The following is a 19,026-nucleotide window of genomic DNA, read 5'->3' as shown; positions in this document are numbered from 1 at the left end:
ACAGGCACCGAAATTTGGAAAATTATCTCCACACGAACGAAAGCAAATTCTACCCCCTTAATAAACCGAAATAGATATATTTTCGACGTCAAGTGAAACACTATAGAAGGTTATGCTACCGCTACCAGTTGCAGTATATTCTGCTGCACCAAAAGTATGAGTGCTAGTGTCGTAATAGCTATAAATAGTTATGGTGTAAGAACCAGAAGGAACTTGCCCTAATAAACCTCCGCCAATGGAAAGCTCGTAATCATATTCTATGTGGGTTGCATCATTTATCAACTTAACCCGAAACCCAGGTTGATTCACATCATAATTAACATTCACTGTTTCTGGAATAATTCTGGAACAGCCATATACATTAGCATAATTTTGCGCATACTCCACCGCTAAGGCATCGGCTTCGGCTTGAGAAGAAGTTGAGGAGTAAAGATTTGCTGGAACACTTACATAGACCTCCCGACCATAATATCCGGCTGGGCATCCGATTGCCGTATAGTTCCCGCTTTTATCAACATTATAATAAACACATATTCCATTACTATTTATGTATGCCTGCCCATATTTATCTATAACAGACTGAGCTTTTTGATCCGCATCCGCTTGCGAGATGAAGGAACTGAATGTTTTAGCTGATACTTTATACGGGATTGCAACAACACAATTACCTTTAAAAAATGACTGTGACTTTTCCACGTTATAGTAAACAACCTGATTACATGCGGCTTGACCAGCGGTGTTATAATTATAATCTAATTTTTTTAGGATGTTTTTATCCTGGTCTCTTACCATTATCATTCTACCCAGACCATCATAATTATAATAAGTCACTTTATTTGCCTCATCTGTGGAGGCAATAATTCCTTCCCCTGGTTTATAACAATAAGTGGTCATAAATGCACCTTTTGGGAATAAACGCAATTCATCAATTTGACCATTTCCAATAATAGTAACTTGGCTGAGATTTGTCAGTTGATGTTCGTAATAAGTCCAGCCAAAGTTTGTGGGGCCTGTTGTGGGTATGATACCATTTACATCATAGCTTCCATTTCTACTCCAATAGGAGACGACATACGTTTTTGTTGACAAAAGACCTGTTTTTGTTATCGAATTACTACTTGTTAGTGAATAGGATGCTAATCCCGTTTTGGCATTTGGATCTACTGTTGTCCCACTGCCATACTGCCAATTCCCATGACCATCGGCTTCAAAGGAACTGTATGCAATCTCCGCTTCGCTTGCATTCTTTACTTCTGCAACCGGGTAGCTAGACTTGTAATCCCATATGTAACTTACAGGACTTGCTTTCTCTTTTGAAACGGAAAGTACATTGCCATTGCTACTTATAGAATGAAACTTAAGTCGTGTTTCTGGCAAACTATTAATATCATGTTTGATTTGTACAAGTTCCGGAGAAAATAAAGACTGATCATTAAACCAATCTTTGTAAAATTTACTAGTTGTACTGAGTTGTCTAGTACCCTTAAAACTTTGTACTTCAATTACCGGAGAAACTATATTTCTTCCCGTCATTGAAATATAGGGTTCTGCATTGTAATTGAACGGATATTTATAACTATTAATCAGGCTGTCTCCATCACTGGTAGAAGTAGCATCACGTTGTTTATATTTAAACAAGGGCTCATAAATCATTTTTGTTGTAGTACTATGATATGAGTTGCTAAGAGGATTTCTTTCTATAATAGTTTTCTCTTTCAGGTAACTCCAACCATAAGGTATTTGATATTGCGCATAATAAAAATCTATACCATTCCTTAACATCTTCATTCGCATTCCCCAAACAGTTCCAAGCTCTTTAAAACCATATTCATAAATTTCTGATTGGACTAAGTTTCCGTAAGCATTTTCAATCGTTTTCTTTATGAGTAAGCCACGCCTCCAATCATTATTTTTGGATGGGTTATAAGGCCAAGTAAAGTACGATCCAAGAGCCAAGTCACGTTCTTCTGGAAAAAATGTAGCAGGCTTTGAGATAAACTTCAAAGTTTCGAAATTTTCATCTGCATCTAATAGGCTAGTACCTCCATAATTGTATATTGTGCATCCGTTGCCAGCAACAAATTCTTTGACCTCATAATAACCAATATTAGAGCCTTTTGTAGAAGAGGGATGAGTGAACGAGTTGGGACTGAGCGTAAGATATAAATTTGAATCGTCGTAATCATTGGGGAAAGTGATTCCACATATTTGAAATATACCTGGATCTCCACCGTTGTTAAAGGTGTAAGTGCGATACTTTGGATAACTAAACAACTTTCCTAAAGAATAGGTAAACTCTCTTTTACCCGTAATATCACTGCAATTGTCAAAGGTTGTTATATTTTTAATTCTCATTCCACCTACAATTCCTGTATACCTTATTAGAACTTCCTGACTTTCATAATTCCCCTGATGAGGTTCGTATTCAAAATCAGTATATCCCCCCGTGGGATATTGAATAGTTTTAAGTGTACCCCCTCGCATATCCGGGAAAGATGGCGTACGGTTTCCCGTAAAATAGGTATAGCTGAAGTCGGCTTTATAATTATAATTTATAGAAGCATTCAAACAAATGGGCTGAAAAGCGTCGAAAACGGGATCCCATGTTCCAAAAGGCCCTACATATGTCTCTATAAGAGACGCATTATTATCTTGTCCATTATAATATCCCCAATGGTCCTGGGCATAGGAAACTCTATGGGGTAGCTTATCTTTTCCATTTATATCCCTATCGAAGTAACTGAACTTATAAGGCGGTTTCGACAATGTTTCGGTAGCATCGTATTCCGTCAAGCTTTTCAAATACATTCGCCAATTCAGGTATTCACTATACCAATATATTCCATTTCCCGGATCCAATCTAATTGAGGTTTCAATGTCTTCAGTCTCAAGTCTGAATTTTTTAAGTATTTCATTGTTTGAATTATAGATCACAATATCTTTTAAGGCATAACCTGTTCCATTAAGCAGATCTTTTCTTAGCTGCGAATTTGGGATGAATTCAATTTTACCAACAGTATTTGTGTTAATTTGCTTTAAACGTTTTCCTGAAATATTAATGGGTGTGTTATCATATCCACTACTTCTTCTACCGCCCGCCAAGCTAATAGATTCATCGTATCTCGCAGCAATTTGATAGCGGTAAGATTCATTTTCGTATATAAAATCAAACACTTCTTTACCGGATGGAGAAATTATTTTTGTTAAAAACCAAGCAGTCGGGTCGGCGGTCATTCCGGTTTCTCTGGCATCAAAAATATATTTAGTGCCATCGCTGGTAGTAATTTCAAATTTTACTTCGTCAGCTCCAGAAGGAGTAGAAGTAAAATAACGCTGAACTTTGATATCATCAAAGTGATTAAATTTAGCATTGTGTAGTCTATCAAATACAAAACTACCTGATTTACCATTAAAATTATAGTAGAATACATCGGGTTCCAGATCATAACCGCTAAAATAAGAATGATGTAGTGCATTGAATCTATCTTCAATACCCACCGGAAGTGGTAACACCGCTGGGTTTGAGCTAAAATCAGACTTATCTCTGATAGCCCTGGTAATTACCCCGCCGGAATTTAACGACCAACCAAGACCCACCCAACTTGCATTATCTTCAACTTTTACTCCTGACCCTCTATAACTTAATGATATTGGCAAAGTTATCTCCCTACCTTTTAGTTCATGTATTGGAATGGATACATCGGCCAATCCAGTATAGTAGCTAATAGGGATACTTCCATAAAGGCCTAATCCATCGGCTGTAGGTGACGCAGGTATAATTTTAGGTTGCGTAATATCCGCCTGAGCCTTAGCTACTATAGTACTTAAACACAAAAAATAAAATGGAATGAGACGAAGAATTAGATTCATGTTCATATATGCTATCAGATTTATGGCAATAATACCAGATCAGAGTGCAATTAGATTGCACTGAAAAATATTTTAGGAATAATCTATCAATTACTCAGACCTAGGAAATTATCATCATTAAATGCTTACGTTTTTTAACAAAATTCCTTTCTACAGAAACTAATAAAAATACTTTAAATAATTTTTCATAGTGCAGTGTGCTTGCACTATACGTTTGTACTTTAGCTTTTATATTTATTTATAAAATGAAAAAAGAAATGTACTTCCTTTGCATGGTTTTAATAGGGTGCCTATGCAGCATACAGAGTTACAGTCAGGACAATAAAATAAAACAGCAAAAAGAGAATCGCAATTATTACCGCAAAGCTTTGCAGGTAGATTCTGTTAAGGCCGAAAAGGTTTCGCAAATTCAAGCCATTTACAAAGCAGGCATAAACCAATTGATGGCAGACACTAGCTTAAATGATGCAGTAAAACGGGTTAGAATTAAGTCCCTAATGGATGCAAAAAATCAGCAGTTAAGGTTACTATTAAGTCCCACCCAGCAGGCAAAGATTATCCCGACTACAGAACGGGAGCAGGTATCACCTGCAAAAACAAACTGATTTACTCAAAGCTTTCATCTAAATCTTCTCCATGCCACCTAAATGCTCATTTTCTGCTCTTAAAAAAACCGGCCGCGGCTGGTTGTTAACCCTTCTTGTTTTCTTCTGCGCGGGTTTTAATTCTACTAAAGCACAGTCCGGCACCTGGATGTACGATGCCATTCCTGCAGGTGTACTGGGCAGTGGAGGCAATCCTTATTTTCTGGATAGTCATTATTTGGAAACTTATTCCTATTACAATAGTATCGGGGGGTACGGGGTTGATTTGTGGTATACCTTTACTCTAAATGATTACACAGAACTGCAGATCAGTACTTGTGGAAGTGAGATCAGTACGGCCCTGCATGTGTTGGATCAGTATAATAATCCGGTGGCTTATTCTGATTATTCCGGAAGTTGTGGCTATCAGGCGGAGGTAGTTCAGACTTTTGCTCCGGGTACATATTATGTTGCGGTAGAAGGAAGCGGATATACCTCCTATAGTGGATCGATACAGATGTTCATGTATGCAATACCCTCCGCTGTTCAGCCCGATGGCGCTACCATTAATAATCCAATTGTTGCGGGGACAATGGGATCTTGTGGAGGTTTTTTTTCAGATTCAAGGAGTAACGGTACTTCAGGGATGGGTGATGAATATGGACAGCCGAATAATGACATTTACTATCAGTTTACTTTAAGCAGCGCTTCCACAGTAACGCTTTCTCATTGCGGTAGTGGATTTGACACCTACATGCACTTGCTGGATGCTTCGGGGAATTTGATTGCCTCGAACGATGATTCTGCATTATCGCCTTGTTTAGGTTCTGAAGCTTTTATACAAATGCTGCTTCCAGCAGGCACTTATTATGTGGTTTCTGAAGGGGCAGGTAACAACACGGGAAATATTATAACTACTATTAATGCAAGTAGTCCTACTCCTATCCCCGGAGCTAATATGGCTACGGCTATTAATGCGGGGAGTTTTAACGCGCCGGGGAGTTTTACGGATACCAGAAGTAATGCGGATCCTTGTCTGGGGAATGATTATGGACAGAGCAGCAATGATATTTATTATAAGTTTGTGCTCAATGGAACTGCTGACGTGACTTTATCCCACTGTGGCAGTGGTTTTGATACCTATATGCATGTGCTCGATGCCTCTGGAAACCTGATTACGTCAAATGATGATACTTATGTAGGTTCTACATCTCCGTGCGTAGGATCGCAGGCTTTTATACAAACAACTTTATCTGCAGGCACGTATTACCTGGTTTCAGAAGGCTATTCTTCTAATACGGGAAACATTGTTTCAACAATAAATATAATAATGACGGCGCTGCCACCACTCATCAGCTACGCGGCTATGCCAACTTTCGCTGTGGGTACTGCTACGACCTTAACACCTGCCAATACCGGTGGTGCAGTTTGCGCACCTGGACAAACGTTTTATTTTGCGGGGAACGGAAATGCCGGTTCTGCAAATGGAACGGGCACATCGGCCACGCTATACAATCCTCTAAATTCAGTAGTTGATGCATTGGGCAATGTTTATGTATGTGATGCCGGAAACCACCAAATTCGGAAGATTACTCCTACAGGTGTAGTAAGCGCTTTTGCGGGGGTGGGATATGGAGGCTATTTAGACGGGACAGGCACATTCGCTCGTTTTCAGCATCCTTCTTCTATAGCCATTGATGCCAATAGTAATCTTTTTGTTACCGATCAGCAGAACCACAGGATTCGTAAAATTACCCCGACAGGTGTAGTAAGTACGTTCGCAGGGAGTGGTTCACAGGGTTCGGCCAATGGTATGGGTACCGGGGCTAGTTTTAACAACCCCATGGGTCTGGCTTTTGATGCTTCGGGGAACCTGTATGTCGGCGATGGGGGAAACAATAAGATCCGAAAAATCACACCTGCAGGTGTGGTCAGTAATTTTGCCGGAACGGGCACTGCCGGATCGGCAAATGGACCGGCACTGTCTGCCACGTTTAACCAGCCAATGGGCCTGGCTGTTGACGCTGAGGGAAATATGTACGTAGCTGACCGGGTAAGCAGACAGGTAAGAAAGATTAGTACTTCAGGGGTTGTTTCTACAATCGCGGGAAACAATACTGCGGGATATGCGGATGGGACTGGCACAGCAGCAAGATTTGTGGATGTTAACAATCTGGTGATTGGTAATTCAGGAGATTTATATGTGGCAGATCAGGGGAACCACATGATCCGCAAGGTTACCCCGGCTGGTGTGGTCACTACTTTTACTGGTGCACTTACTCCGGGCTCAACCAATGGTCCTGGTACTGCTGCGCGGCTGAACTCGCCCTTCGGTATTTCAAGGGATGGTAGCGGGAATATGTATGTAGCCGAGAATGCAGGTAACCGGATTCGAAAACTGATAACCAGTCCATATTCCATTAGTCCTGCGCTTCCTGCAGGTCTGGTATTTGATAACCTAACAGGTACCATCAGTGGTACGCCAATTGTGGCATCTCCATTAACTAACTACACAATTACTGCATATGGCTTTGGCAGTTTTGCTAGCGCTACGGTAGCCTTTGCAGTTACACTGCCTGTTGCTTGTATCACGCCAAGTCAGAATCAAAATTATGTGCTGACTTATACACCTTTGGTCGCAGATTTAACGACAGAGGCAGCTGTAGTTGCTGCCAGTTGCGATAAGATGCAGGTTCAAACCAGCATCCAATATGTTGACGGTCTAGGCAGGCCATTGCAAACTGTACGGGTTAAAGGCAATGGAAACGGAACTAAAGACCTCATTCAACCTAACGCACATGACCCTTTCGGGCGTGAAAGTATAAAATACCTTCCTTATACCACATCAGAAGGAGCACCAGGAACTTATCGCCCAGACGCGCTAACCGGAAGTAATGGCTATAGTAATAGTGCGCAAAAAAATTACTTTAGCTTACCGAATATGGATTATAAAGATATGTCCAGCCCATACGAGGTAACAGTATTTGAACCGTCACCATTAAACCGTAGTACAGAACAAGGCGCAGAAGGAGATGTATGGCAACCAATAGCAAATAATAGTTTAGGGCATACCCAGAAAATGGAATATCGTGCTAACAATATTTCCTTAGCTTACGGCAATGATGGTTTTGCTGTGCGATTATATAGGGCGGCATCATCGGTAGTAGTTGGACACGAACATGAAAGAACATTATCAGAAACAGGATACTATGAAGCTAATACATTAAATTTAACCATTTCAAAAAATGAAAACTGGGTATCTGGAAAACCATGCACTACTGAAGAATATAAAAATAACGAAGGCAAGTTGATTGCTAAGCGTGTATTCAACTTGAAAGATGGAATTGTCGAGACAATTTCCACTTACTATGTTTATGATGATTTTGGCAATCTGTGTTTTGTGCTACCTGCAAATACAAACCCAGATGCTGGTGAAATCAATCAAGCGACACTTGATGGTTATTGCTATCAATACCGCTATGATCATCGGAATAGATTAATTGAAAAGCGAATTCCCGGACAACTAAACTGGAATAGCCTTATTTATAATATACTTGATCAGCCTATCCTAACACAGGACCCAAAACAAAGAAAATCAGGCATCTGGATCTACAGCAAATACGACGCTGTAGGCAGATTAATACAATCTGGAATTTATTCCAATAGCTTATCACGAGCGGAACTACAGACATTAGTAAATACTGAAACTGTACTTTGGGAGGAAAGAATTGGGACTTCCGATTACGGAAATTTGAGTTTCCCTCGGGATGGTTTTGAGATCAATACTGTTAACTATTATGATGATTACTCTTTTCCAGGTGGTACAGACTATAATTACACAGGAAGTAAAATGACAAGAGGACTTTTAACTGGTACTAAAGTGAGAGTGCTTGGAACAAATACCATGCTATCGAGTTTAAACTTTTATGATGAAGAAGGCAGGCTAAAAAAGAATTTTAAGCAGCATTACCTTTCTGGCAGTCTGAATGCAAACAATTATGACGAAACTGAACTTTATTATTATTTTTCTGGTAGCCCTAAAAATAGCTTCCGGATCCATCACTCAGGATCAGTATTGACAACAATCACTAACAGCTACACATACGATCACGCAGGAAGAAAAATTTTAACTAAGGAGTCCATAAATTCACCTCAGGAACTTGTCATCAGCAAATTAGAATACAATGAATTAGGGCAATTAAAAACAAAGTACCTACATAGTGCAGATGAAATCAACTTTTTGCAACATACAGACTATTTCTACAATGAGCGTGGATGGTTAAAACGGTCTATTTCAAACGAATTTAGCTTTGAGTTGAAATATCAGGATGGAACAACACCTCAATACAATGGAAATATTGCAGATCAAAGCTGGGCTGCAGGTCCCACCTTATCTAATAATTTTACTTACACATATGATGCCCTTAATCGATTGCTTAATGGCGTGAGTACAGGAATTGTAATGAACGAGGCCTTAACCTATGATGTAATGGGCAATATTAAAAGCCTTAGCCGGGACGGAGGATTAGCGGGCACCTATGCTTATAATGAGACCAAATTAGAGCAGGTAACTAACGGCTCATCAGCCACCGGAATTTATCATTACGATGATAATGGGAACGCTGACTTAGATGGCCGAACAGGAGTAAATCTTACTTATAACATTTTAAACTTGCCTGCCCTTGCTACAAAATCGGGACTTAATTTGGCTTATACCTATGATGCAACGGGTCGTAAACTAAGGAAAGTTAGCAATGGGATAACACGCCACTATATCGACGGAATTGAATATGATGGAAATGTAATCGACGTTATTCATACAGATGAGGGACTGGCCAGAAATAATAGTGGAAACTATAAGTATAATTACAATTTAATGGACCATCTAGGTAATGTACGCTTTAGTTTTCAGCAGAACCCGATAACCCAACAACTTGAACGACTGCAAAGTGATGATTATTATCCCTTTGGAAAGCGTAAATCCTCTGGAAGTCCTGTATCTTTAACCAACAAATACCTTTACAATGGAAAGGAGATTCAAGATGAATTAAATTCAAATAATGAGGATGGGCAGTATGATTACGGCGCAAGGTTTTATGATCCGGTTATAGGAAGATGGAACGTTATAGATCCTCTGAGTGAGGAATCTTATGCATTTAACCCTTATAACTACACAGAAAACAATCCTATTAAGAATATTGACCCAGATGGGAAGAGTACAACTGGTACTCCTGACGGAATTTCAGCTGGGAGCAAAGAGACTGCTAAATATGGCCCCATAAGCTACCATAATGTAGACGATGAAGTTTGGGATGGCGGTTTTGGTCAAAAGCCGGGTTACTTTGTTGAAAAAGAAGGGGATCCTGGGAAACCAAAAAAGTTTGAAGAAAGACGGGCGACTCCCGAAGAAAGGCATGAGATGAGAGTTGCACAATTAGAATCCCTTCGTGAACTCAATAAAATTCTTATTATAATTGCCATGGCAAGGGACTTAATCGCCGCAGAATTACCAAATCTTTTGACTTATTCTTCAAGATGGTTTTCTACAAAAACTGTGACGATAAGTAGTGAAGTTCTAGCGAAATTCGCTAAACATGCATTTGCAAAAGGCAGACATGCTGATTTAGGTCTATCTATGGAAACTATGCTTAGTAAAGCATCTACTTTAGTAACTAAAAATATGTCGAAGCTAACCTCAGGAAATAATACTTTGCATGTAACCGTTAATGGAATTCAGAAAACCATTATGGTAAATGTTGAAAATGGAGTAGTTCGATCTATGAATATGTATCCCGGCATTTCAAGTCGAGTAACAAAAGAAACGGTAATTAATTTAGGGAATGTAAAATGGTAAATATGAAAATTGACGGTAAAAATATAGGCACACTGCGTAGTTCTGAATTAGATATCAAGACATCGACATGCCACATTTCGAATTCAAAAATAAAAATATTAGATTTTGATCTATTTGAGTCTGATTCCGAAATCATTATTGACAATTGTATAATAGAAAAACTATTATTTCATTCTTACTGGCCTAAAGGGGGCCTAATTTTTAATAACAATAAAGTATTAAGCTATGTAGACTATCAAATGGGGGGACATAATGAACAGCCAATCAAGATTTCAAATAATACATTTGAAGAATTTGTAAATTTCTTTGATTGTCAATTTGAAGCAAAAGTTGAAGTATGTAATAATATATTTTTAAAAGGAACTAATCTATTGGGAAATGAGGGAGAAGGATTTCAAAACTCCTTTGATAATGGAATAATCACTGAAAATAATAAAGGATTAATTAATTTAGATGGATTTGGAGACTAAAAAATGTTTTTTGAAGTTTAAAGGCTAAGATTTCACACAATGAACAACACTTAGGATTTAACGTGTTAATATGATCATGTATTAATAGAATGAGCCCGTATATTTAGTAAATTTAGAAACCAGACATAAAATCAGTATGCAAATAACTTCAGAAGTAGATTTTAAGAGCTAGGAAGGAACCTCCTTTTGAAAAACAAATAAGAAGGATCCACCAGTACAATAGTAATACGTTTTTCTCTGCTTACTGTACGAGATCGGTGCCTCCATATTCTCCTTCATGAACGTAATGTAGTAGTGAAGTGTTCTTTTAGAGATCCCAAGTCTTCGGGCGAGAGAATTTGGACATCCTGTACATTTGTGCTGGATTAAAGAATCGATAGTGATAATCCTATTGATTTCAATTTTCATTTTGAAAGGTTAAAAGATTTAAGAATAAGATATATGCCCGTAAATACCTCACTATTATTGAACCGATAGGATCTGAAAGACAATTGAGCGGAGACATAAGCGATTAATTATCAAGCTAAAATAGAAAAAAGAAATAAAAAGAGCTAATATTTCTGAAAATTCTTGTTTACACAAAAGCCGCTCCATATTCCGGAACGGCTTTCCCCATTTGCAATTTGTCTTTTATTAAAGCGGTGTTCCGGCTTTAATTTAATTCTCTTTCCGATCTTTCGTTTTCAGCATTATAAGCTAATAAAGCTCTTGGTGCCCTAAAACCATACTGAACTGGATTTTCTACAATCGCTTTCATAGAAATCAGCTTATAAACATAGCCTGCTGTTTCACGGTTCAGCTTCATTTTAAAGTAATTTTTCTGATTTTGACGGTTGATCTGCTTCTTCATGTGGTTATCACCTACATTATAGGCAGCAGCCACTAAAGCCCAGTTACCAAAAATATCATGAAGTTCTTTAATGTACTTGCAGGCGGCAATAGTAGATTTACGCAAATTTTTACGTTCATCGATATCGCTATTCACCTTTAGGCCATAACTTCTGGCTGTACCTGGCATAAACTGCCAGAATCCGGCCGCACCTTTGGCTGAAACTCCAGCGTTTAAGCCCGATTCTACCAATGGAACATACTTAAAATCGTTAGGAATGCCGTAAAAAGCAAGAATTGGCTCAATTACTGGAAACCATTCCGCGGCTTTTTGATGTAAACGATTGGTTTGGATGTGGCGGTGATTAAATGAAGCCAAAATCCGCTTCATTTTGCCTGCTACCTTTTTGTCTCCTTCGGGTAGTCTTTCTTTTGCAAAGCTTAACTGTGCTTTCTTAAATCCGGGTCCGTCTTTTTTAACTTCAGGCTCCTTTTTTTGAGGTATAATTTGTGTGGTGGTGGTGTCTTTTTTATTGGTACTGTTGGTTACTTCTTTTTGACTTTTTGTTGCTTGGGGCATGTAGTAAGCGAACACTTTTGCTATGATCAATAATGCTAAAATTATTGAGCATGTTATTATGTGTTTCTTTATCATTTTCCTCCTTTTTTTGGTTAACAATTATAAAACGTCGGCAAACCTACAATATATTTGGCTAATTATCAAGTAATTACAAAACAAACTGCAAAAATCGGTGTTTAAACAGCCGTAAACGCCGATTTTTCAACTCTCCCGGCCAGGAAAATTAAAGGGAGGCAAATCACCGGTTTTTAGCCCTTTTTTAGCTGTCAATTCCAGTGGTAAATTCATCGATAAAAATCCATAAAATTGTGAATACCATCATTTTTACTTACTTTTGTACCCCGAATAAATATTCGGCTTAAAGCGTATCATGAATAAAAGCAACAACAGGAACAGTCGGGATGACAAGTCCAAACCGGGAAACCGAAGCACAACTGGAAAAAACAGAAGTGAGGAAAGAGAGTCAAGGCCAGGAAGAACGGCATCAGATTCAAAACCACCCAGAGCCGGAGAGCGCTCCAGAGAACGTTCCGGCACCCGCTCAGGAGAACAATCTGAAGAGCGTCCACGTACAGATTTCAAAGCCAAAGATTCCAGGTCAACAGGTGGCGCTAAGCCTTTTGGCGCCAGGCCTGCCAGAGATGGCGACCGTCAGGACTCCAGATCACCCAGAGAAGGTGAACGCAGAACGCGTAGCGGAGAACGTTCAGGAGAGCGTTCAAACGAGCGTTCGGGAGAACGACCAACTGAGCGTTCAAACTTCAAATCAGGCGGATCAAAACCTTTTGGAGCTAAACCTTCCAGAGATGGTGAACGCCCGGCAGGAAAAAGCTTCGGAACTAAAGGCGGAGCACCAAGAGATGCCAAACCGCGTGCATTTAAGGAAGGTTCTTCTAAAGAATATCCTAGAAATGAAAACCGCAGTTATGTAAAAAAAGACAACTTTGACGCGGATGGCGAAAGACCATTCAGAACATTTGACAATAAAAAAAGCAGCACATCCAGATCTACAGACAGCAGACCTTTCCGCAAGAGAGAGGATGAAAATGGCAGGCCTACTTTCCGTAAGCCAGGCGAAAAGCCTATGGTTATGCGGGCAAGAAAAGAGGCCCCAGCTAAAGTAGACGATGGTCTGATCCGTTTAAACCGTTACATTTCCAATGCAGGGATTTGCTCCCGTCGTAAAGCCGACGAGCTGATTGCCGCAGGTGTGGTTTCTGTAAATGGTGAAGTCGTATCTGAACTGGGCCATAAAGTTGACCCTGCAAAAGATGACATCCGCTACAACGGAGAATTACTAAAACGGGAGAAGAAAGTTTACGTGCTGCTAAATAAACCGAAGGACTACATCACCACTACGGACGATCCGCAGGAGCGCCGTACAGTAATGGCACTGGTAGAAAAAGCAAGCAGAGAACGCATCTATCCTGTTGGTCGTCTGGACCGCAATACTACCGGATTGTTGTTGCTCACCAATGATGGTGACCTGGCAGATAAATTATCACACCCAAGAAATAGTGTAACTAAGATGTACCATGTTGAACTCAGCAGAAGTTTAAGTCAGGGCGACTTAAATAAAATTGAGTTTGGATTGGAACTTGAGGATGGGATCATTAAACCAGATTCGGTATCTTATGTAGCTGGTGCTTCTAAAAAAGAAATTGGCATACAGATCCACAGCGGAAAAAACAGAATTGTTCGCCGTATTTTTGAACATTTAGGTTATGATGTGGTGAAGCTGGATCGTGTGGTATACGGAAATTTAACTAAAAAAGACCTTCCGAGAGGAAGATGGAGATATTTGGAAGAGCATGAGCTGATCCAGATTAAACACCTGATTAAATAATAAGAAAATGAGGAAGCTGGTTTATCTTTTGATCGTAATGTTGACCGCTTTTGAGGCGCAGGCCCAGAATGCAAACTATAACTTACTGATTGGAAGTTATACCACAGGTGGAAAAAGCAAGGGCATCGCTGTCTATAACTTTAACACTAAAGATGCTTCCACACTTTTAAAAAATACCATTGCCGCAACTAATCCCAGCTACTTAACTGTTTCAAGGGATAAGAAATTTGTATACAGCGTTAACGAGACTGGGGCAACCAGTACCGTTAGCGCTTTTTCTTTCCAGCCAAATTCCGGCAAACTTGTATTTTTAAATAAACAGGATAGTGAAGGTGCAGATCCTTGTTACCTGACAGCAGATGACCATAATGTAATTGTGGCCAATTATTCTGGTGGTTCCATTGCCGTATTTGGCCGCAATGCCGATGGCTCTCTTGCCGCAGCCAAACAAATCATCCAGCACACCGGAAAAAGTATAGATCCGCTAAAAAGACAGGAAAGCGCACACGTGCACATGACTTTGTTTACGCCAGATCAGCATTATCTTATTGCTAATGATTTAGGGGAAGACCAAACCTATGTCTATAAGTATACCCCCGGAATGGTCAACAAACCACTGGCTGTTGCCAACGTGCTAAAAACCAATGCAGGAACTGGCCCAAGGCACCTGGCTTTTAGCCCGAATGGTAAATTCGCTTATCTTGCACATGAATTTAATGGTAGCATTACAGCGTTCAAATACAACAAAGGCAAGCTAAACAGCATTCAGGAAATAGCAACAACCCCAAAGGACTTTAATGGCAAAATAGATGGCGCGGATATTCATGTATCCCCTGATGGCAAATTTGTATATGAAAGCAACAGAGGAGACGCCAATTCCATTTCTGTATTTGCCATTCAGTCAAACGGCAGTCTTAAATTTGTTGAAACAATAAGCACGCTAGGTAAAGGACCAAGGAATTTCGCTATCGATCCGACCGGAACTTACCTGTTGGTAGCCCACCAATACAGCAATGAGATTGTGATTTTTAAGCGTAATCCTTCTACCGGCAAATTATCCGATACCGGTAAAAGAATCCAAACAGGCGCACCCGTTTGCCTGGTTTTTAGCGCTAAATAATCTTATTCCTTTCAGGATCTATTTATTCAATGTAGTTTGATACAAAACTGTGCCCTCATCGTTGATGGCTTTTACGGCTACTTTAGTGGTATTGATAGAAAAATACATAAATCCATGTGTTGAAGACTCAAAACGGCTGTAGGCGACACCTGATTCCACAGGAGTAAGTTCTGAGCCCGCACCCGATATAAACTGGTGTGGAAATCCATTTATTTTTAAGTGCTGCAAAGAGTGTTCATGGCCAGAAAGGTAAATGTCTACTTTATGTTTTTCAAACAAACCAGTTAACGATTTTCTAATCTCCAGGGTATCGTAATTTTTAATGCGTGGCCCAACGGTATAGCAAGGATGATGACCTACCACAATTTTCCATTTCACATCCGATGAAGCATTCTTTAAGGTTTCATCTATCCAGGCCAGCTGCTGCTTTGGCGCCTGATCTTCCATATCATAAACAATAGGTTGGGTATCGATAAATACAAACAGTACTGTCTCTTTCCCCTTACCAATCTTCATCTCTTTTGAGTAATACCGCGAAGGCATATTCCAGCGCCTGCTCACTTTACTGTACCTTACCTGAGCATCCGGATCGGAACCATAATCGTGATTACCGAGTACAGGATACCAGTCATCCTGCAGGGAATGCGCAGTATATACATTTTCAAAAGAATAGTGCCATAAGGGATCATGTTCGCTAACCACGCCCCTTGGATAAAAGTTATCCCCTACAGAGATGATAAACTTATTAGGATGTGTAGCCGCCCATACCCCCATTTGTTTGCCCACTTCTAACTGATGGTACTCACCACTCCTGCCCCAGTCACCCAGGGCAACAAAGTTCAATGGAAAATTGTCATCAGCCAGTATACTGGGCGATAAGTCGTCACTTTCCAGATGCGTAACCCGCTCTCCTGCCAATGCTTCCATCGGACTGATCAGTGAAGCACCAATGGCGGTTAATGCGGTGTGTTTAACAAAGTCTCTTCTTTTCATTATGGCTGTTTATGTATAGTTTTCTTTTCGATTAATCTGTTTGGCCTGCCTTTTTCCTTTACCAGCTCAAAAGCATCCAGCAATTCTCCTGTGGCTAAATAAGACTTAAATGACAGCACCTTATCATCAATGCTAATGGTCTGGTAAACCTGAACGTGACTGGAAATGGTATCTGCCCATTCCATTGCATTCGTTTCGTACATTTTAGAACCACTTACAGAAACGATGTACATTGTTCCTGAATGTGTATCCGGTCCTCCATTTGAAAGGGGCACTTTACGCATCCCTCTTGCATAAGCATGGTCATGTCCCTGCATCACCAGGTCTATTTTATACTGATCGAAAATTGGTTTGAGGTATTTTTTTACATTTTTATTGTTCCTACCGTTATTGGTGGAAAAAACAGGATGATGCATCACGATGCAAGTCCATTGCTGGTCATTATCTTTAAGCACCTTGTGCAGCCAGTTTACCTGATTGAGGATACATTGTTCCGTCATGGCCTCTTCAATCATCTGCGTATTTAACGAAATGATCCGCACACCCTGAATGTCCGTAAAGTAGCAACTTCCCGCCAACAGCTCATCCTCCGGCCCATTTGAAGGCAGTCTGAACTGGGTTTTCCAGTACACGGAAAGATGGGGATTCGCATCCTCATGCGTGTATTCATGATTTCCAGGTGTCATTATAGTCGGTACTGTAGCATGAACAAAAGAACCCGCAGCAAACCAGTCACCCCATTCATCGTCTTTATTGGCCCTATTCACAAGATCTCCGGCATGGATCACCATACTCGCCTCGGGCATTGCCGCATAAGCCTTTCTAATCACACGACTCCATAGCGGCTTAATTCCCACCTGTGCATCACCAAGGTAAATAAAATCTAATTTGGCCTTTGCTTCCATTTTTCTGGCCGTTTTAAATTGCATCCATTCCGTCCAATACGCTGACCTACCTACCCGGTAAGCATACAAAGTGTCTGGTTTTAGGTCTTTAAGCACAACATGGTGGTTATGTGCCGCAATTGTTTCAAATTTAAAAACCTTAGTATTTGCTTTTTCAGAAATGGCCTTGGCGATAAAATCCGGATGTGCATCTGCTATGGCATATTCAATTCCGCTTTGTTCATCAGAAACAGCCGTTCTCCAGCAAACTGCCATACTACTGGAAGGATCTTCAGTAACATTAAGGACTATACGGTCAGGAACTGCTGTAGGTTTATATAAGTTTGAAGTATTCTCATCCCCCTCAGCAGCCAAAGTGAACAAAGGTAAATTGATGACCGGTAATACCGCTCCAATTTTTAGCGTATTTAACAGGAATTTCCTGCGTGTTGCATGTTTTATCATTGTCGTTTCAAAAGTATGCGCAGAACCTGTTCAAAGGGTCCTGCACATACACCATCATTATCTTAAATACCACATTTTGGTATTGATATCATCCGCACCAAAAACTGCTATAGCGGCCTGGTAACTGTCGTTATTTACGTTGGGCTCACTTGTTGGCCAACCGTATCTCACAGGAAATTTAGATTGGAAAGACATCGGGCCAGGAACAAATTCCGGATAACCGGTACGACGAAAATCAAACCATCCTTCAGCTCCACGGAACAGCATCGACAACCATTTTTGAATGATCAGTTGTTTCTGTGTGCCATCATACTTCACCAATGGCAAGTCATAATATCCTGAACTTAAGGCCTGAGCTTTTACCCCATAATAATCCATAGAAGCTTCAATTCCATCATGGTAAAGTGAGGCCGCAGTTTTGGAAGGAACAGTTAGTTTACCCGTCTGAGCAGCCTCCGCAAGAATGAAACATACTTCTGAATATAACATCAAACTTGCTTTTAAGCCGGCAGCTTTATCTTGTTTAAAAAACGAGGAGAAAACCGACTGGTGTGTTTCACCACCATTGTAATCTGCAGGATTTGCTAATGCATGTGGCACCCCTACATATTGATTGTGATCTACCGTTGAGCCAGTGGTTGTGGCCACCGGAGCCACCCATATGGCCAGGCGGGGATCATTGCGCTGCAATAAAATATCTACCAGTTCTTTACTTGCTTTTGTTTTGGCAAAATCTGCATCGATCATATTTTTTGTGCCACCTGGCCAGCTGTCGTCTTTTTTAACCCCCTGATAAATCACCTCCGCATTATCGGTATTACTGCTAAATATGGGGTACAACTCTGTATTGTTTACGATTTCCTGCATCTCTGCAAATGCATTACCATACACTTTAGAGCACCTCATCAATAACCTTAGGCGCAAAGAATTGGCGAGTTTACGCCATTGCAAAGCCTTACCAGCATAAAGCGCATCTGCACCAGCATCAATGCCGCTACCATTAGCCCTCAACTGCAAATTGGCATCTTTAAGCATTTGAAGCAGGTTCATATAAATATCCTGCTGTTTATCGTAGGCTGGCTTAATGTTCCCGGTTTCTACCGATTGGAGTGCCTGCGAAAAGGGCACATCACCATACAAATCTGTGAGGTAAGCGATGTTAAAAGCCAGTAAAATATTTCCCGTAGCTACATATACAGGCTGTGCCGCAGCGCTTGCTTCCTGCTGCATCGTTTTAATGACCATCGCACGCTGATAAATGTCATTCCAGTCAACAGCTGTCCAGCGGAATGTTTCATAATCGTTATTTCTCACCAGCGTAATGTACCTACCTAATGCAGCAGGCCTTCTGGCAAATGCATTTTCCTGATAAGCGTAAGCAGTTTGGGTAATGGCCTCTGTAAAATGATATTCGGGCCTTGTGGTAGAAGGGCTGTTGTTATTCGTATTGATTTCTTTGAAATCTTTAGTGCAGGAGCTGATGACTGCTGCAATGCATACTAAATATATAATTGAATAAATTCTCATGTCAA

10 protein-coding genes are annotated in these 19,026 nt (G+C 40.3%); 5 read left to right on the top strand and 5 right to left on the bottom strand.

Annotated elements, in window-relative coordinates; genetic code table 11:
* Positions 1–57: 57 nt before the first annotated feature.
* The gene (locus tag LPB86_RS06870; protein WP_230642030.1) at positions 58–3,876 is read right to left on the bottom strand and encodes a DUF5977 domain-containing protein; all 3,819 of its coding nucleotides are present in this window, start codon (positions 3,874–3,876) and stop codon (positions 58–60) included.
* Positions 3,877–4,115: 239 nt separating this feature from the next.
* Between LPB86_RS06870 and LPB86_RS06865 the strand changes: the two genes are divergently transcribed.
* The 3 genes from LPB86_RS06865 to LPB86_RS06855 are packed head-to-tail and all read left to right on the top strand — an operon-like array spanning position 4,116 to position 10,778.
* Entirely contained in the window at positions 4,116–4,475 is a 360-nt protein-coding gene (locus tag LPB86_RS06865; protein WP_230642029.1) for a hypothetical protein, read from the top strand.
* Positions 4,476–4,506: 31 nt separating this feature from the next.
* Positions 4,507–10,308, top strand: a complete 5,802-nt coding sequence (locus tag LPB86_RS06860; protein WP_230642028.1) for a DUF6443 domain-containing protein — start codon at positions 4,507–4,509, stop codon at positions 10,306–10,308.
* Between the two features lie 2 nt (positions 10,309–10,310).
* Positions 10,311–10,778 carry a hypothetical protein gene (locus tag LPB86_RS06855; protein WP_230642027.1) on the top strand — a complete coding sequence of 156 codons (468 nt, stop codon included), beginning with the start codon at positions 10,311–10,313 and terminating at the stop codon, positions 10,776–10,778.
* Positions 10,779–11,430: 652 nt separating this feature from the next.
* Here LPB86_RS06855 and LPB86_RS06850 read toward each other — a convergent pair.
* The gene (locus LPB86_RS06850) at positions 11,431–12,186 is read right to left on the bottom strand and encodes a lytic transglycosylase domain-containing protein (protein WP_230642026.1); all 756 of its coding nucleotides are present in this window, start codon (positions 12,184–12,186) and stop codon (positions 11,431–11,433) included.
* 370 nt (positions 12,187–12,556) lie between these two features.
* Between LPB86_RS06850 and LPB86_RS06845 the strand changes: the two genes are divergently transcribed.
* Both LPB86_RS06845 and LPB86_RS06840 read left to right on the top strand, forming a co-directional pair.
* Positions 12,557–14,032 (top strand): pseudouridine synthase, encoded by a 1,476-nt coding sequence (locus LPB86_RS06845; protein ID WP_230642025.1) that lies wholly within the window; start codon positions 12,557–12,559, stop codon positions 14,030–14,032.
* Positions 14,033–14,039: 7 nt separating this feature from the next.
* Entirely contained in the window at positions 14,040–15,152 is a 1,113-nt protein-coding gene (locus LPB86_RS06840) for a lactonase family protein (protein WP_230642024.1), read from the top strand.
* Positions 15,153–15,170: 18 nt separating this feature from the next.
* Here LPB86_RS06840 and LPB86_RS06835 read toward each other — a convergent pair whose 3' ends face one another.
* Genes LPB86_RS06835 through LPB86_RS06825 form a run of 3 tightly spaced genes read right to left on the bottom strand, consistent with a single transcriptional unit; the run spans position 15,171 to position 19,021 of the window.
* Positions 15,171–16,145 carry a tartrate-resistant acid phosphatase type 5 family protein gene (locus tag LPB86_RS06835; protein ID WP_230642023.1) on the bottom strand — a complete coding sequence of 325 codons (975 nt, stop codon included), beginning with the start codon at positions 16,143–16,145 and terminating at the stop codon, positions 15,171–15,173.
* On the bottom strand, positions 16,145–17,494 hold the full coding sequence (locus LPB86_RS06830) for a metallophosphoesterase family protein (RefSeq protein ID WP_230642022.1): 1,350 nt from the start codon (positions 17,492–17,494) through the stop codon (positions 16,145–16,147). The genes LPB86_RS06835 and LPB86_RS06830 overlap by 1 nt, the downstream gene beginning before the upstream one ends.
* 57 nt (positions 17,495–17,551) lie before the next feature.
* Positions 17,552–19,021, bottom strand: a complete 1,470-nt coding sequence (locus tag LPB86_RS06825; RefSeq protein WP_230642021.1) for a SusD/RagB family nutrient-binding outer membrane lipoprotein — start codon at positions 19,019–19,021, stop codon at positions 17,552–17,554.
* Between the last annotated feature and the right edge of the window lie 5 nt (positions 19,022–19,026).

The sequence above is a fragment of the Pedobacter sp. MC2016-14 genome, from assembly GCF_020991475.1.
Lineage (GTDB): Bacteria > Bacteroidota > Bacteroidia > Sphingobacteriales > Sphingobacteriaceae > Pedobacter.
The sequence above is the reverse complement of the archived record's forward strand: the minus strand, read 5'-3'. Positions and strand labels throughout refer to the sequence as shown.

What these genes read in the sequence shown, in the direction of transcription:
- LPB86_RS06850 (WP_230642026.1), bottom strand. Translation starts at nt 12,186, where the DNA reads ATGCCCCAAGCAACAAAAAGTCAAAAAGAAGTAACCAACAGTACCAAT.
- LPB86_RS06870 (WP_230642030.1), bottom strand. Translation starts at nt 3,876, where the DNA reads ATGAACATGAATCTAATTCTTCGTCTCATTCCATTTTATTTTTTGTGT.
- LPB86_RS06860 (WP_230642028.1), top strand. Translation starts at nt 4,507, where the DNA reads ATGCCACCTAAATGCTCATTTTCTGCTCTTAAAAAAACCGGCCGCGGC.
- LPB86_RS06830 (WP_230642022.1), bottom strand. Translation starts at nt 17,494, where the DNA reads ATGATAAAACATGCAACACGCAGGAAATTCCTGTTAAATACGCTAAAA.
- LPB86_RS06845 (WP_230642025.1), top strand. Translation starts at nt 12,557, where the DNA reads ATGAATAAAAGCAACAACAGGAACAGTCGGGATGACAAGTCCAAACCG.
- LPB86_RS06835 (WP_230642023.1), bottom strand. Translation starts at nt 16,145, where the DNA reads ATGAAAAGAAGAGACTTTGTTAAACACACCGCATTAACCGCCATTGGT.
- LPB86_RS06840 (WP_230642024.1), top strand. Translation starts at nt 14,040, where the DNA reads ATGAGGAAGCTGGTTTATCTTTTGATCGTAATGTTGACCGCTTTTGAG.
- LPB86_RS06825 (WP_230642021.1), bottom strand. Translation starts at nt 19,021, where the DNA reads ATGAGAATTTATTCAATTATATATTTAGTATGCATTGCAGCAGTCATC.
- LPB86_RS06865 (WP_230642029.1), top strand. Translation starts at nt 4,116, where the DNA reads ATGAAAAAAGAAATGTACTTCCTTTGCATGGTTTTAATAGGGTGCCTA.
- LPB86_RS06855 (WP_230642027.1), top strand. Translation starts at nt 10,311, where the DNA reads ATGAAAATTGACGGTAAAAATATAGGCACACTGCGTAGTTCTGAATTA.